This window comes from Streptomyces canus (assembly GCF_030815415.1).
GTDB classification, from domain to species: domain Bacteria; phylum Actinomycetota; class Actinomycetes; order Streptomycetales; family Streptomycetaceae; genus Streptomyces; species Streptomyces canus_F.
Map to the genome: position 1 here is coordinate 6629986 of NZ_JAUSWW010000001.1, position 15765 is coordinate 6645750.

10 protein-coding genes and 1 pseudogene are annotated in these 15765 nt (G+C 70.1%); 9 read left to right on the forward strand and 2 right to left on the reverse strand.

Going from position 1 to position 15765, the window contains the following annotated elements; all coding sequences use genetic code 11:
• Positions 1-24 precede the first annotated feature (24 nt).
• The 4 genes and pseudogenes from QF037_RS30655 (at position 25) to QF037_RS30670 (ending at position 6603) form a co-directional block, all read left to right on the forward strand.
• Positions 25-1218 carry a hypothetical protein gene (locus QF037_RS30655; RefSeq protein ID WP_307030711.1) on the forward strand — a complete coding sequence of 398 codons (1194 nt, stop codon included), beginning with the start codon at positions 25-27 and terminating at the stop codon, positions 1216-1218.
• 214 nt (positions 1219-1432) lie between these two features.
• Positions 1433-2932, forward strand: coding sequence for a bifunctional cytidylyltransferase/SDR family oxidoreductase (locus QF037_RS30660; RefSeq protein WP_307030713.1), 1500 nt, complete (start codon positions 1433-1435; stop codon positions 2930-2932).
• A gap of 185 nt (positions 2933-3117) precedes the next feature.
• Positions 3118-5163 carry a hypothetical protein gene (locus QF037_RS30665; RefSeq protein WP_307030715.1) on the forward strand — a complete coding sequence of 682 codons (2046 nt, stop codon included), beginning with the start codon at positions 3118-3120 and terminating at the stop codon, positions 5161-5163.
• Between the two features lie 224 nt (positions 5164-5387).
• Positions 5388-6603 (forward strand): annotated as a pseudogene (locus QF037_RS30670) (glycosyltransferase family 2 protein).
• Between the two features lie 4 nt (positions 6604-6607).
• Here QF037_RS30670 and QF037_RS30675 read toward each other — a convergent pair.
• Positions 6608-8653, reverse strand: a complete 2046-nt coding sequence (locus QF037_RS30675; RefSeq protein ID WP_307037457.1) for a hypothetical protein — start codon at positions 8651-8653, stop codon at positions 6608-6610.
• Between the two features lie 250 nt (positions 8654-8903).
• Positions 8904-10304, reverse strand: a complete 1401-nt coding sequence (locus tag QF037_RS30680; protein ID WP_307030717.1) for a polysaccharide pyruvyl transferase family protein — start codon at positions 10302-10304, stop codon at positions 8904-8906.
• A 224-nt stretch (positions 10305-10528) separates the two neighbouring features.
• Between QF037_RS30680 and proB the strand changes: the two genes are divergently transcribed.
• The 5 genes from proB to QF037_RS30705 all read left to right on the forward strand — a co-directional run bounded on the left by proB (position 10529) and on the right by QF037_RS30705 (position 15615).
• Positions 10529-11635 carry a glutamate 5-kinase gene (gene proB / locus QF037_RS30685; RefSeq protein ID WP_307037459.1) on the forward strand — a complete coding sequence of 369 codons (1107 nt, stop codon included), beginning with the start codon at positions 10529-10531 and terminating at the stop codon, positions 11633-11635.
• 183 nt (positions 11636-11818) lie between these two features.
• Positions 11819-12286, forward strand: a complete 468-nt coding sequence (locus QF037_RS30690) for a hypothetical protein (RefSeq protein WP_307030719.1) — start codon at positions 11819-11821, stop codon at positions 12284-12286.
• A gap of 150 nt (positions 12287-12436) precedes the next feature.
• Positions 12437-13723 carry a glutamate-5-semialdehyde dehydrogenase gene (locus QF037_RS30695; RefSeq protein ID WP_307030721.1) on the forward strand — a complete coding sequence of 429 codons (1287 nt, stop codon included), beginning with the start codon at positions 12437-12439 and terminating at the stop codon, positions 13721-13723.
• Positions 13724-13855: 132 nt separating this feature from the next.
• Entirely contained in the window at positions 13856-14434 is a 579-nt protein-coding gene (locus QF037_RS30700; RefSeq protein WP_443061907.1) for an SCO2584 family spore wall biosynthesis protein, read from the forward strand.
• A gap of 101 nt (positions 14435-14535) precedes the next feature.
• The gene (locus tag QF037_RS30705) at positions 14536-15615 is read left to right on the forward strand and encodes an SCO2583 family membrane protein (protein WP_307030725.1); all 1080 of its coding nucleotides are present in this window, start codon (positions 14536-14538) and stop codon (positions 15613-15615) included.
• Positions 15616-15765: the final 150 nt, after the last annotated feature.

Sequence of the window (15765 nt, forward strand, 5' to 3'; positions counted from 1 at the left end):
AACCCCTCTTACCGTCCCTTGACCATGGAGACGGACTGTACGAGACATGACCCCGTGGCGAACGGCGGCGTGATCACTCCGCTGCCCGCCGGCACCCGGCTGCTGCACATCGGCCCCCACAAGACCGGGACGACCTCGATCCAGGGCGCGCTGTTCGCCGTCAAGGACCGGCTCGGCGGGTACGGGGTCGACTGGCCGGCCGCCACCCGGCACCCCATGGAGGCCGTGCTGGCGGCCTGCGCCCGTCCGGGGATGATGGGCGACGCCGGGCCCAGCGAGAAACAGTGGCTGCGACTCGTGGACAAGGCGCGGGGCGCGGGCCGCCGCACCTCGGTCATCAGCAGCGAGTTCTTCGCCGACGCCCCCGACGACGCGACCGTCGCACGGATCGTCGAGCAGCTCGGGCGTGAGTCCGTGCACATCCTCGTCACCCTGCGCCCGCTCGCGAAGATCATGCCCTCGCAGTGGCAGCAGTACGTCCAGAACGGTCTGCGCATGGGCTACGAGGACTGGCTCGAGCACATGCTCAAGAAGGCCCCCTACGACAAGCCCAACCCCAGCTTCTGGCACCGCCACCGGCACGACCGGCTCGTCGCGCGCTGGGCTCGGGCGGCCGGCCCGGAGCGGGTCACCGTCGTCGTCGTGGACGACCGCGACCGGGGCGGGCTGATGCGCACCTTCGAGTCGCTGCTCGGGCTGCCGGCGGAGCTGCTCCAGGAGGTCCCGGACGCCGCGAACCGTTCCTTGACACTCGCCGAGACCGAAATGCTGCGGAATCTTAATAAGGAATTCCGCGGCAATGACCTTCCGGAGGAGCTGTATTCCAAGCTCGTACGGCACGGCGCGGTGATGCATATGAAGAACGCGTGCAGTCCGACCGCGCGGGACGTGAAGATCAGCACCCCGCAGTGGGCCGTCGAGGCCGCGGCGGAGATCGGCGCCGGGATGGCGCGGCGCATCGGCACCATGGGCGTGCGCGTCCTCGGCGACCCGGCCCTGCTGTCCGCCGTACCGAAGCCCGCCACCCAGGCCCCGGCGGAGCTGCGGATAGCCCCCGAGGTGGCCGCGCAGGCACTGTACGGAGCGCTCGCCGCGGCCGCCGCCGCGCCGATCCGGAACACGGCGCCGGTCACGTCGCGCACCGTGCACCAGACCTCGTCGAAAGAACTCGTGAAGGTGCTGGGGCACCGCTGCCTGAAGCGGCTGCGGCGGCGCTGAGGGGTACGGTCGTCACGCACAGCAATACAGAACTCGCTGTGGAGTTACTCACAGCAATTCCAGGCACTCGCCACAACGGTCTCCTCAATCACCAGGAGTACAAGGTGAATGACAGATGGCGCGCACATATGCGACGGACGGCGCTCACCTTGCACTGCGGTAACCCCAAGTGGGACCATTTCCGAGTTCCCTGTCGCCCCGAGGTAGGTCATCTGTGTCCCAGCACATCGCCAAGCCCCGTACCACCGCAGTGATCCTGGCCGGCGGTACCGGTCAGCGAGTGGGTCTTTCGATCCCCAAGCAGCTGCTGAAGATCGCCGGCAAGGCAGTCATCGAGCACACCCTGACCACCTTCGAGAACGCCGACTCGATCGACGACATCATCGTCCTGATGGCGCCGGGCTACGTGCCGGACATAGAGAAGATCGTGGCCAAGGCCGGGTTCACGAAGGTCAAGAAGGTCATCGAGGGCGGTTCGACCCGGAACGAGACCACCGAGCGCGCCATCGCGGCGCTCGGCGAGGGCCTGGCCGAGGGCGAGGACCTCAACGTCCTGTTCCACGACGCCGTTCGCCCGCTGCTGGCGCAGCGCGTCATCGACGACTGCGTGGTCGCGCTGGAGCGCTACCAGGCCGTCGACGTCGCCATCCCGTCCGCGGACACCATCATCGTGACCCGCACCCACGGCGAGGACGGCGAGTTCATCACCGAGATCCCGGACCGCTCCCGGCTGCGCCGCGGCCAGACCCCGCAGGCCTTCAAGCTGTCCACGATCAAGCGGGCCTACGAGGTCGCCGCCGGTGACCCCAACTTCCAGGCCACGGACGACTGCTCGGTCGTGCTCAAGTACCTGCCGGACGTGCCGATCCACGTCGTCGCGGGCGACGAGTACAACATGAAGGTCACCCAGCCCGTCGACGTCTTCATCGCCGACAAGCTCTTCCAGCTGGCCTCCACGGCCGCGCCCGAGCAGGTCTCCGAGGAGGCCTACCGCGAGCTGCTGACCGGCAAGACCGTCGTCGTCTTCGGCGGCTCCTACGGCATCGGCAAGGACATCGCCGAACTCGCCGAGGCCTACGGCTCGAAGGTGTACGCGCTGGGCCGCTCCACCACCGGCACGCACGTCGAGAACCCCGAGGAGGTCGACGACGCGCTGTCCAAGGCGTACGCCGAGACCGGGCGCATCGACTACGTCGTCAACACCGCCGGAGTGCTGCGCATCGGCAAGCTGGCCGAGACCGACAACGCGACCATCGAGGAAGCGCTGAAGGTCAACTACCTCGCCCCGGTGCAGATCGCACGTTCCAGCTACAAGTACCTGGCGGAGACCAAGGGCCAGCTGCTGCTCTACACCTCCAGCAGCTACACCCGCGGCCGCGCCGAGTACAGCCTCTACTCCTCGACCAAGGCCGCGATGGTGAACCTCACCCAGGCCCTGTCCGACGAGTGGGCCGGCGACGGTGTCCGCGTCAACTGCATCAACCCGGAGCGCACCGCGACCCCGATGCGCACCAAGGCGTTCGGTCAGGAGCCCTCGGGCACCCTGCTCTCCTCCGAGGCCGTCGCCCGTACCTCGCTCGACGTGCTGCTGTCCGAGCTCACCGGCCATGTGATCGATGTGCGCCAGCAGGACCCGACGGCCGCCGCGGGCAGGGCCTCCGGGTTCGAGCAGGCACTTGCCAGTGTCCTGGACCGTCAGGACGGCGTGGCATAATCAACGGCAATTAGACATCTGCTATTCAGGCCTCTGTGGCTGCCCGTTATCGGAGCATTCGCAGGGGCCTGAATCAGTACCTCTCGCGAATTTCTCACATTTTCGCTGCATATCAGAACCACACCGGCACTCCCCCTCCAAGAGCAGGTTCCTCTGTGATAACCAGAGCCATTCGCGTCGCCCGGGTGGGCAGTGCGGCCGAGCTGGCCGCAGCGGCCCTCATGATCCTGGGCTTCCCGGCGCTCATGCTGGCCGCGCTCGTCCCGAGCGTTCCCGCCTTCACGGCCGCCGCCGCGGTGACGTACCTGGCGGACCACTATCTGCACCGCAAGGGCAGCTATCTGATCAACCGCCTGAGCAAGGTGCGCGCGGGTCTGTCGATCCGCTTCCTGATCCGGCAGCTGCTCCTGGTCCTGCTGCTGGCCCGGCTCGACCTCGCGGACGGTCTGGTCTTCTACGGCGCCGTCGCGTGCTTCATCGCCTTCTACGGTCTGCAGGCCCCGCACGGCGCGCTGGTCACCCTGATCCGCAACCGCCGCCGGATGCCGGTCGCCACCCGCAACGTCGACCTGAAGTCCCGCATCCGCATCCCCGACGCCCCGCCGCGCCGGCTGCTCAACCGCTCCGCCGAGAAGATGCTCCACCTGGACCTCGCCGCCGTCGTCGGTGTGCTGGTCTCCGCGGCCACGCAGGACACCCTCGCGGCGTTCGTCGGCATCGGCGCGACGACAGTGCTGAGCACCCTGTACGTCGTCGCCCTCATGCCGTACGTCCGCGGCAGCAAGACCCCGCCGAACGCGGAGACCGTGCTGGCCGCCGTCGACGACTGGCTGGCGGGCTACCGGCCGGAGACGGTGCTGTACTTCTCCGGCTCCAAGGACTCGGCGTACCAGGTCAACATGTGGCTGGAGACCATGGAGCAGCTGGACTCCAAGCCGCTGATCATCCTGCGCGAGCGGGCCATCCTGAACAACCTGGCCCCCACCACGGTCCCCGTCGTCTGCGTGCCCGGAGGGGTGCACCTGATGAACATGGACCTGTCCAGCGTGCGCGTCGCGTTGTACGCGGCCAACGTCGGCAAGAACATCCACCTGCTGCGCGTCCCGACCATGAAGCACGTCTTCATCGGTCACGGCGACAGCGACAAGCTCGCCAGCGTCAACCCCTTCAGCAAGGTGTACGACGAGGTGTGGACGGCCGGCCGTGCGGGCCGCGACCGCTACGCCATCGCGGACGTCGGCGTCCGTGACGACGACATCGCCGAGGTCGGCCGCCCGCAGCTGGCGCCGATCCGGACCTGGCAGGGCGTGCCGGACGGTCCCCGCGGCGGAGCCGCTGACGGATACGGCCCGACCGTGCTGTACGCGCCCACCTGGGAGGGCTGGGACGGCGACCCGGGCAACACCTCGATCGTGCTGGCCGGCGAGAACATCGTGAAGAGGCTGGTGACGGCCGACCCGCCGGTCCGGGTCCTGTACAAGCCGCACCCCTTCACCGGCACCGTCAGCAAGGAGGCGGGCGCCGCGCACGCGCGGATCACCGCCCTGGTGGAGAAGGCCGCCGCCGAGCGGGCCGCCGACGCCCGCTTCACGGCCGACGCGACCGCCCAGACGCAGGCCAAGGCCGACCTGGTCCGGATCGAGGCCCGGATCGCCGAGTTGTCCGGCCGCGGCGGCGACAAGGGCGACGAGGCCGAGGCCACGCGTGACGGTGTGATCGATCCGGCGAAGCACGCGGAGATCGCCCGGTTGCGCAACGAGTGGAATGACGCGTACTGGCGCTCGTTCCCCGCTTGGGAGCACCGGGTCATCACCGGCGCCGAGCCGCGGCTGTACGACTGCTTCAACGTCTCCGACGCGATGGTCTCCGACATCTCCAGCGTGGTCTCCGACTTCATCGCGAGCGGCAAGCCGTACGCGGTGACGGACTCCGCCGAGCTGGGTGTGGAGGAGTTCAAGCGGCAGAACACCGCGGTGCGCGCCGCCACCATCCTGTCCAACAGCGCGGCCGAGCTGGGCGGCCTGCTGGACGCGGCCCGCGACCCCGCGGGCGACCCGCTGGCGGAGGACCGCAAGGAGCTCAAGCAGTATCTGCTGGGCCCGGACGAGCCGACGTCCATCGAGCAGTTCAACACCGCCGTCGCGAACCTCGCCCTCAAGGCCGAGGCGCGCAACGTCGGGCAGGAGTCACGGGCGGCGGCCGGAGCCGCGGAGGCCACGACCAAGGCCTGACCAACTCGCCGTCAAAAAGGGCCCTGTTTTCGAGGAATGATCCTCGAAAACAGGGCCCTTTTACGTACGTCATGAGGGACGCGTTCTCACTGGTCGTGACCTGCGCCACAAAAGAGCTATGAGCAGGCAACCGCTTCCCGTCCTCGTCCGTCTACTAAGTTGCGAATAAACCAATACAGGGGGAATGCCCTATGACCAAGGGTTCCTCATGATCTGGGGGAAGTGTGACCGTGACGCAGCCTGATGTGACCGTGATCATCGGGGCGTACGACGCGATGCCGTACCTGGTCGAGTGCCTCGCGTCCGTCGAGGCCCAGACCATCGACCACACGCGCATCGAGGTCATCGCGGTCGACGACGGCTCCACGGACGGCACCGGCGCCTGTCTGGAGGAGTTCGCCGGCCGCGCCGACATGCCGGTCACGGTGATCCGCCAGGACAACTCCGGCGGCCCCAGCGCCCCGCGCAACGTAGGCCTGGGCAAGGCCGCCGGACGGTACGTGTTCTTCCTCGACGCCGACGACCGGCTCGGCCCCGAGGCCCTCGAGCGGATGGTCGCGATGGCCGACCGCAACGGCACCGACGTGGTCCTCGGCCGCGTCGAGGGCATCAACCGCAAGCCGCCGCAGTCGATGTGGGGGCAGACGCTGGAGCGCACCGACGTCTGGTCGTCCAACATCAAGTTCACGCTGAGCGCGCAGAAGCTGTTCCGCCGCGACCTGCTGGACCGTCACGGCATGCGGTTCGACGAGTCGTTGTGGACCGGCGAGGACGCGCTGTTCACCATGGAGGCCTATCTGCGGTCCGACGGCGTCTCCCTGATCGACGACTACACCTGCTACTACCTGGTGGGCGCGCGAGGACGGCAAGCACGTGACGAAGAGCGGGAGCTACACCCTGCGCTTCGACTCCGCGCGCGCCCTGATGAACCTGGTCGCGGAGATGGTCCCGGCGGGCCCGCGGCGCGACATGCTCATGGTCCGGCCCTTCCTCGTCACGCTGCTCCCGCAGTTCGGCCCGAGATACCTGCGGGACAGCGAGGAGGTCCGACGGCACAAGCTCGAGCTGGCCAAGCCCCTGATGGACGCCTACTGGACCGACGAGGTCGCCCGCCGACTCCGGGTCGACGAGCGCCTGCGCCTCCATCTGGTGGCCGAGGAGCGGCCCGAACTCCTCGCGGACGTCCTGGACTTCCTGCGGGCCAAGAAGCAGGCCGCCGCGCTGCTGGAGAAGCGTGGCCGCCGGGTGTACCTCGCCTACCCCCACTTCCGCGACGCCGCCGCCGGCATCCCCGACTCCGTCTACCTCGCCGAACCGCGCGAGGCCCGGGCGTTCCCGGGGTACCGGGAGGGCGGGCTCGACTCCTTCGTCCGACGGGCGCTGCGCAAGGCCCGCAGGATGCTGCCCGCCCGGGACGTCCGGCCGACGGTGGTGGCGTGAGGGCCTAGGGAGCGGCGGTCCGCTGCTCCTCGGACTCGGACTCGGGCTCGGGCTCGGTCTGCCTCTGCCCGGGGATCTCCGCGGCCAGCCGCTCCCGCATCCGTGCGCGGTGCTCCCGGGCCTCCGTGCACAGCGCCTGTACGGCGGCGTTGAAGCGCACCTGTGAGGCCGGTTCCGCGGGACCCAGCAGATGGCGCTTCAACTCGGCCCGCGCCTCGACCAGTCCGTCCTTCTCGGGCCGGCGTACGGTCTCCAGCAGCTCCGCCACCCCGCTCGCGTCCGGCGTCAGCACGGTGGCGGCCCGGACCGTGGGGAAGCTCTCGCGGAACACGTCCTCGGACAGCCCGCTGGTGTTGGCCACCGCGTAGGGCTTGCCGCTCGCCAGGAAGTCGCTGACCACGCTCGACACATCGCTGATGAGCAGGTCGGCCCGGTTGAAGCAGGCGTACAGCGTGGGCCGGGCGTCCGTGACGACCTGGTGCTCCCACTGCGGCAGCGAGGCCCAGTACGCCTCCTCCCAGGCGGCCGTGGCCCGCTCCACCGCCTTCGCACGCCCCTTCTGCGGCGCCGACTGGAGCAGCATCCGCTCGACCTGGTCGGCGCTGGTCCGGAAGTCGGCCGTGGTGAGCCGGTCCAACTCCGCCGTACACCGGGCGAGTTCGCCATCGGCGGTGGGCCGCGGCCCCGTCCGCCGCCGGTTGGCGCTCCGGATCAGTTCCCGGATCCGCTGATCGGCCGCCCCCGCCCGCGGATCGACCGAACCGGTCAGCGGATGCGGCTTGTAGAGCAGCCGTACGCCGTCGTCCGCGAGCAGCGCCCGTACGAGGTTCTCGCCCGCCTCGACCACCGAGGTGTTGCCCGGGTTGCCGTCCCAGCCCTCCCAGGTCGGCGCGTACAGGACGGTCATGTACGGACCGGAGGGCGGCCCCGCGTACGGCCGTACGGCGTCCAGCTGGGGCCGCCCGGTCTCCACCACGTCGCGGTCGTCCACGCCGACCTCGGCCAGCGCGTACCGTTCGCGCGCCGCGGGACCGGCCACCCACACCTCGTCGTACGCCTTCGCGTACGGGTTGCACGAGGACAGCTTGTCGCTCTCGCCGTGGTTGACGAACGTGTGCCTGAGCGTGGGGATGCGCAGGACCTGGGAGGTCTTGCCGGAGTTGGAGGGGTGGATCAGGACCTGGAGCGTGGACTGCTCCAGCCGCATCAGGGTGGTGACCTTGGGCAGACAGACGACGGGGATGTCGGTCGCCGCGATCTTCTGCACCATGAAGCGCTCGCGCAGCACGACCACCGGCCGGGCGTCGAGCTTGGCGAGCGACTCCAGCCACATGTTCGCCTGGTACGCCGAGGACGCGCCCCCGGAGAAGTACAGGCCCACCGTCGGCCGGTAGTCGGCCAGCCACGCGTCGAACCAGTCGAGCACCTCCTGCTCGCCCGCGGGACGGCGGCTCGGCAGCAGCCGCAGCAGCAGCTCGCCCAGGCCCAGCAGGGCGAGCAGGAGCGACAGCGCGACCCCGGCCGCCGCGGCCGCCGGGAGGTCCGTCAACGCCGTGGCCGCGAGACCGGCGGTGGCCGGCAGCCCGAACAGCAGCAGACGGTGCCCGGGGCGGCGCAGCAGCAGGGCGGGCGGCGCGGTCGACAGGCGCAGCGCGGAGGCGTCGATGTTCCGGGTCACCACCGGCAGGGTGCGGGTGCGGCGGACCAGGACGGAGACCGCCTGGATCGCGAAGTGCAGGCCGTAGAAGACCAGCAGACCGGCGATGAGCGGGGCGTACACCGACTCCCGCTCCTGCTCGCCCACCCGCAGCAGCCCCGCCACCAGCAGCAGGTCCCGCAGCACGTGCCGCACGGTGATGTCCGCGTGCGACTTGGCGAACACCGACATCATGGGGCGCTGCCACCGGTACAGCACGCCCTCCCCGGCCACCGAGGCGGCCGTCGCGGCGAGCAGCAGCGGGATGTCGGGGAGGAGGGCCGCGACGGCCTGTGCCGCGAAGGCGGCGGCGAGAAGGGCCGTGACGAGGACCTGGGCCGCCCTGCGACGCAGGGGGAGGGGTTTGCGGGGGCGCCTGAAGAGACGCTTCAGGGCGCGTCCGAGGCGGAGTCTCTTCTGCCTTTTCGGTCTCTTCGGCCTCTTGGGGGAGCGCCGGCGGGGGAGGGAAGGGGGCACTGCGTCACTCCAAGGTCGTCGCAGGACATGCGCCCGGGTTAACGCCCGCCGACCTCTGGACGACACGCGCGTGTCCGGGCGCCTTGCGACGACCGTGGAGTGGTACTGCCCGATCCTGCCCGCTGCCCTACTGGCGGCCCGACTGCAGGGCCCGGCGGATGGGTGCGCCCACCACCCGGCGCGCCCGGCGGTAGACCGACGGCGCCGGAATGCCCGCGACCGTCCTCGTGCCCCGGGAACCGGCCTTGGCGCGGGCCAGGTCCCGCTTCAGCCGCTCGTTGTCCAGCGTCAGATCGGTGATGTGGCGCTGCATGAACGCCATCCGCGTGGCCAGCGAGGCGAGGTCGGCCTCGAGCCAGGGACGGACCCCCGCCGGGAACGGCAGCTTGCTCATGCGCTTCTCGAAGGCCGCTCCGCCGTCGCCGTGCGTGAAGGTGTTCCGCAGTCCGTTGCGGTCGAGGAACCCCGCGAACCGTTCGAAGCGCTCGTGGTGACCGCTGACCAGCCCGCCGAAGTCCGCCTCCTCGTACAGCCGCGCCGGGTCCACGTCCGCGGGCAGCTGGTCGATCCTGACGTGCGGGATCTCGAAGTAGCGGCACAGCTCCAGGGTCCGGGAGTCACCGACGAGCACGGTGGCGGGCGTGCCGGCGAGCAGCGCCGCGATGTTGCCGTGGATGCGGGAACCGAAGGAGAAGTCGAAGTCGCGCAGGTCGTCGATCCAGGTGATCGGGTCGACGTAGACGCGGACCTTGTCCTCTTGGTACATCGGGTGGTCGGGGTGCGTCGGTATCGCCGTCACCCTGGAGTTCGGGTCCGACAGGTCCCGCCAGTGCAACTGCCGTGCGTCGGAGAGGTTCTGGCCGATGAAGCGCAGATGCGGATAGCGGGCGTGGGCCTGCTCGATGATCTTGCCCAGACCCTGCTTCTGGACCGCGTTGTGCGACCCGTTGACCGCGATCCGGGACTCGGCGGTCAGCTCCGCAGACCGCTTCTGTACGTCGAGTTCCTTGCCGTACATGAACAGCGAGGGGCAGCCGATGGTCTCGACGTCCCGGAACCCCATGTCTCTGAGGTACTGCTCGGTGAACTCGCCGCGCACCCCGATCGAGGCGCTGCGCTCGAGCACCGCCGAGACGAACTCGCGCACGGACGGCTCGATGGGCTTCAGCCGCGCCGGGTCGTAGTTCAGCCCGGTCTGCGCACCGACGCCGACCACCACGACCGGGATCTTCAGCCGGGTGATCAGCCGCGTCAGCCGCTTGAGCTGTTGCTCGAAGGACGGGCGGAAGGCGTTCGCCAGCGGTACGACGAAGGCGTCGTACTCCTGGTTGATCCGGTCGGCCTCGGACACCAGCGACTTGATGCCGTTCGAGACGACCTCGGTGTCCGGGGCTTCGAGCAGCTTGTGGGTGGCATCGCTGAAGATCAAGTTGCCCGAGTTGGTGGCGATGATGTCCCGCTGGAGGGACTCTTCCACGGGGACCACGTCGAACGGGCTCTTGCCGGACCGGATCAGGATGCGCTTCACGCTGTGAACTTTAGGTGACACAAACTTCAGAATAAATTTGGATCGTCTTTGATTTCTATGAGCAACCTCTACAACCTTTTTGCCGTATGCGAAGGGTGAGCAAACAGTTACCTCCTGATGTGTCCGGGGGCTGGACCGATACGTCTCGCACCGGCCCCTTCGCGTAGATTGCTGCCACGCGCAAGGAAGTGGGGACATTGCAGGTGGCAAGCGTGAGGCAGGCCGTGAGCGAGGCCCGCAGGATCGTCGTCAAGGTGGGTTCCTCGTCGCTGACCACCGCGTCGGGCGGCCTGGACGCCGACCGGGTCGACGCGCTCGTCGATGTTCTCGCCAAGAGCCGCAGCGGCGGGGAGAAGGAGGTCGTCCTCGTCTCCTCCGGCGCCATCGCGGCCGGACTCGCCCCGCTGGGACTGCGCCGCCGCCCCAAGGACCTCGCCCGCCAGCAGGCGGCCGCCAGCGTCGGCCAGGGCCTGCTCGTGGCCCGCTACACCGCCTCCTTCGCCCGCTACGGCGTCCGCGTCGGCCAAGTCCTGCTCACCAGCGACGACATGAGCCGCCGCTCCCACCACCGCAACGCCTCCACCACCCTCGACAAGCTCCTGGCGATGGGCGCGTTCCCGGTCGTCAACGAGAACGACACCGTCGCCACCGACGAGATCCGCTTCGGCGACAACGACCGTCTCGCCGCGCTGGTGGCCCATCTGGTGCGGGCCGACCTCCTGGTGCTCCTGTCCGACGTCGACGGGGTCTACGACGGTGACCCCAGCAAGCCGGGCACCTCGCGGATAGCGGAGGTGCGCGGGCCCGCGGACCTGGCCGGCGTCGACATCGGCAGCACCGGCAAGGCCGGCGTCGGCACCGGCGGCATGGTCACCAAGGTCGAGGCCGCCCGGATCGCCGCCGCGGCCGGCATCCCCGTGGTGCTGACCAGCGCGGTCCATGCGGCCGAAGCGCTCTTCGGCGGCGACACCGGCACCTACTTCCACCCCACCGGCAAGCGCTCCGCCGACCGGCTGCTGTGGCTGCAGCACGCCTCCACCCCGCAGGGCTCCCTGACCCTGGACGACGGTGCGGTCCGGGCGGTCGTCCAGCGCCGCAAGTCGCTGCTGCCGGCCGGGATCGCCGCCGTCGAGGGCGAGTTCAACGCCGGCGACCCCGTCGAACTGCGGGACGGCGAGGGGCGCGCGGTGGCCCGGGGGCTCGTCAGCTTCGACGCCAAGGAGATCCCTCAGCTGATCGGACGTTCGACGCGGGAGCTGGCGCGCGAGCTGGGTCCCGCGTACGAGCGCGAGGTCGTGCACCGGGACGACCTGGTGATCCTGCACCCCTGAGCGCGGCAGGAGGCCGTGGAAGGCCCTTCGTAGCCGAAAACGGGGTGAACGCCCTGCCAAGACCGTCGCCCTCAGGTGGACGTTCCGCAAAAGCGCCACGCGAACTCTTGCGGCCTGCTCAACTTTGTCTCAGGGACACATCCGCACGACCACCGGGTCGGTCACTGCGTAAAGGAGGCCGTCGTGAGACGAGTGCGCCCTGGGGACCGGTCCCGCAGCGGTGCCGCCGAGGCCTCGTCGCGCGGGGCCGGTGAGGAGCGCGTCCTGACGAGCGTCGCGGCCGGTGATCGGTACGAGGAGCCGCGGGACCTGCCCCGACTGTGGCACGTGACCCTCAGCGTCTCCGGGAAGGAGGCCCCGCTGAAGGAAGTGCGGCGCGGCCTCGAACAGCTCGCCCACGACCATCCCTTTCTGCTGACCAGCCGCTACGCCAACGACCACGCGGAGATCCGCTACTGGGAGGAGGCCCGCGATCTGCACGACGCGGCCGCCGTCGCGCTGCGGCTGTGGGGCGAGCACCGCCTGACCGCGGGGCTGCCGCCCTGGGAGATCGTCGGCCTGGAGGTCATCGACCGCGAGACCTACCACCAGCGCATCTCCGAGGGGTACGGCCCGCTGCCGGCGATACCGGTAGGCGTACACCCGTTCTGATCCGACCACGGACCGCAACCATCAATTGAGCAACCTCCACGGCGAGCAACCACGTCCGCGAGAGCGGCGCCGGTTTAGGCGCAAAGGGGAGGTGTCTCGCGGTGTGGGATGAGCGGTGGCCGCCCCCGTACGGCGCACTACCCTTCCCTCATGACCACGCTCTCGCCGTACGACTCCATGTCCCCGGTCACGCAGGCCGCCTACCGCGCCAAGGCCGCCGCCGCCGACCTCGCCCCGCTCCCGCGGGCCGAGAAGGACGACGCGCTGCTCGCCATCGCGGACGCGCTGGAGGTCCGTACGAGCGAGATCGTCGAGGCCAACGCCAAGGACATCGCCAAGGCCCGCGAGGCCGGCACCAGCGAGACCGTCATCGACCGGCTGACGCTGACCCCGGAGCGGATCCGCGCCATCGCCTCCGACGTGCGGGACGTCGTCGCCCTGCCCGACCCCGTCGGCGAGGTCGTCCGCGGCTCCACCCTCCCCAACGGCATCGACCTGCGCCAGGTCCGTGTCCCGCTCGGCGTCGTCGGCATCATCTACGAGGCCCGGCCGAACGTGACGGTGGACGCGGCGGCGCTGTGCCTCAAGTCCGGCAACGCGGTCCTGCTGCGAGGCTCGGCCTCGGCGTACGAGTCCAACACCGCTCTCGTGCGGGTGCTGCGCGACGCCGTGGGCGGGGCCGGGCTGCCCGCCGACGCCGTCCAGCTGGTGCCCGGCGAGAGCCGGGAGAGCGTGCGCGAGCTGATGCGGGCCCGCGGCCTCGTCGACGTCCTGATCCCGCGCGGCGGCGCCTCCCTGATCCGGACGGTCGTCACCGAGTCCGTCGTCCCGGTCATCGAGACCGGCACCGGCAACTGCCACGTCTACGTCGACGCCCAGGCGGACCTCGACATGGCGATCGCCATCCTGATCAACTCCAAGGCCCAGCGCCCCAGCGTCTGCAACGCCGCCGAGACCCTCCTGGTCCACCAGGACATCGCCCCCGAGTTCCTGCCGCGCGCCCTGGACGCCCTCGCGGAGGCCGGGGTGACCGTCCACGCCGACCAGCGGGTGCTGGCGTACGCGAAGGACAGCAAGGCGACCGTCGTCGAGGCCACGCTCGAGGACTGGGACACCGAGTACCTCTCCTACGACATCGCCGCCGCGGTCGTCGACTCGCTCGACAAGGCCGTCGAGCACATCCGGCTGTGGACCTCCGGTCACACCGAGGCCATCGTGACGACCTCCCAGCAGGCCGCCCGCCGCTTCACCCAGCTGGTCGACTCCACGACCGTCGCCGTGAACGCCTCCACCCGCTTCACCGACGGCGGCCAGTTCGGCTTCGGCGCCGAGATCGGCATCTCCACGCAGAAGCTGCACGCGCGCGGCCCGATGGGGCTGCCGGAGCTGACGAGCACGAAGTACATCGTCACGGGCGACGGGCACGTACGGCGCTGAGACGCACGGCCGCGCATATGCGTGCGGCACGCGCTCCCGGTGCGCGCCCGTGCCGCACGAGAGGTGTCTCACAAGGCGGATGAATTTCCATACCGTCTGCCCAAATTGACCCCCCAGGTCTACTCTGGATCCGTGCCGGAGGACGTGGGGGGCACGCCGTTCCCTGACGGCTGGGAGCCCGACGACGACCACGACCGCGGGGTGTCGGACGAAGAGTTCGCCTCCGTGGTCTTCGACGAGGCCTTCGTACGAGCGGCCGTGGTGCACGAGCCGACCGCCGTCGAACGCCTCCTGGCCGCCGCGCAGGCGAGAGCGGAGGCCTCCGAGGCCGAGGCCCGCCGGACCCACGGCAGAGGCGAGCGCTACGAGGACGGGTACGGCCCCGACGGGCACGACCGTTTCGGCCATGATCCCGAGCTCGACGAGCTGGACGACACCGATGTCCTGGAGGGCCGTTACGGCGCTCCTGGGACGTACGGCAAACAGGTCCGCTGGCACCGTCCCGTCGCCTGGATGCTGGCCCTCGTGATGGGCATCGGCATGGTCGCGCTGGCCTTCACCGCGGTCTACCGGGGCGCGTCCTCCAACAGCCGGGACCAAGGTCCCTCGGCCCCCGCCTCGACCGGACTGGAGCAGGGCACCGGGTCGGCACCCTCGGCCTCCGCCGACCACTCCCAGCCGGCCATCTCGGCGACCCCGCGGATGCCTTGAGCCTTTACCGGCCCACTGGCTGACGATCCTGGTGAGAACCTGTCAGAAGTTGTCGCGCAGCGGGGCGTTTACCTGAGCTCCCGGAGACCTACTCTGAAGATATGGGAGGGCCTGGAGAACCACCCGAGGGGGCACCCGAGGGCGGCCCCGCTGGTGGAGAGGACGAGTACCGATCCGTCGTCTTCGACGAATCGTTCGTCCGTGCTGCCCGGCTCCAGGAATTCTCCGCGCAGGAGCGCATCGCCGACCACGCGCCCGCCGTCCGCCGCCGTCCACCGGTCCGCCGCGGCGGACTGTCCCGGCAGGCGCTCGTCCTGGTCCTGCTGATCGCCCTGGCCTTCGGCACGGCGATCTACATGGGCGTACGGCACCCCTACGAGAGCCCCGCCGCGATGAGGGATGTCGAAGCGAGCCTCTTCCGGGCGACCGTCGTCCCGCTCGCCCCCGAGGGCAAGGTGCCCGGCGCGACCGACCCCGAGCAGCTGTACGCGCACAGCCCCGCCGCCCGGTTCCGCATCGGTGCCGCGGGGATCACGATGCCCGCCGCCCGTGACACCTCGCACTTCTCCCAGACCCAGGTGTCGAGCGCGCTGGACACCGTCAAGGAGTACCTCGTCCGCTCCGCGCTCTACCCGGAGGTGCTCACCGGCGGGCAGACCCGTCCCGTGCGGGTGCTGCTGCCGGCGGACCAGCACCTCCAGTTCGACGAGAGCCTGAGCCATCCGGCCGCCGACGGGCGCCACACGGTCACCGGATGGCTGGTGCGCTTCGACGCCAAGAGCGTGGAGCTGGCCGACCCGAGGATCCGGGTGCAGGGGACCCTGCGGGCCACCGAGACGGACTCGACGTTCCTCGAGGTCACCGCGGACCACACCTTCGTGTACGCGCTGCGGCCCGTCGGGGCGGGCGCCGGGGCCGAGGCGTCGCTGTTCACCGTGCGGCGCGAGATGCGGTTCCGCTTCGACCACAACGACGTGCGCCTGCACCAGGCCCAGCTCACCGTGTCGTACGTCCAGGCCGGGCCGCTGTCCTGCGGGGGCAACGTGGCGGAGGCGCTGAGTCCGCTGCTGGCCGGCCAGACCGCGAAGACGGGCGGGCCGGCCGGGACGGATCCGTTCGCTACGGATCGGGCGACGGCGGTGTGCGGGACGCTGGCGGCGGGGGCGTTGCCGAAGGTATGAGGTGCGGTGCGCCCCATCGCCGTGGGGGTTCGGCTGTACGGCGGGTGCGGGTTGTGCGTGGCTGGTCGCGCCCGCGCGGCGGTAGCCGCACATTGATACAGCCCCGCGCCCCTGGGTCTCTCCCGTCGCCGCCAGTCGTGAAGGCCCCCG

Coding starts and splice junctions, on each gene's coding strand:
- QF037_RS30655 (WP_307030711.1), top strand. CDS start 25: ATGGAGACGGACTGTACGAGACATGACCCCGTGGCGAACGGCGGCGTG.
- QF037_RS30695 (WP_307030721.1), top strand. CDS start 12,437: ATGACCACGCTCTCGCCGTACGACTCCATGTCCCCGGTCACGCAGGCC.
- QF037_RS30705 (WP_307030725.1), top strand. CDS start 14,536: ATGGGAGGGCCTGGAGAACCACCCGAGGGGGCACCCGAGGGCGGCCCC.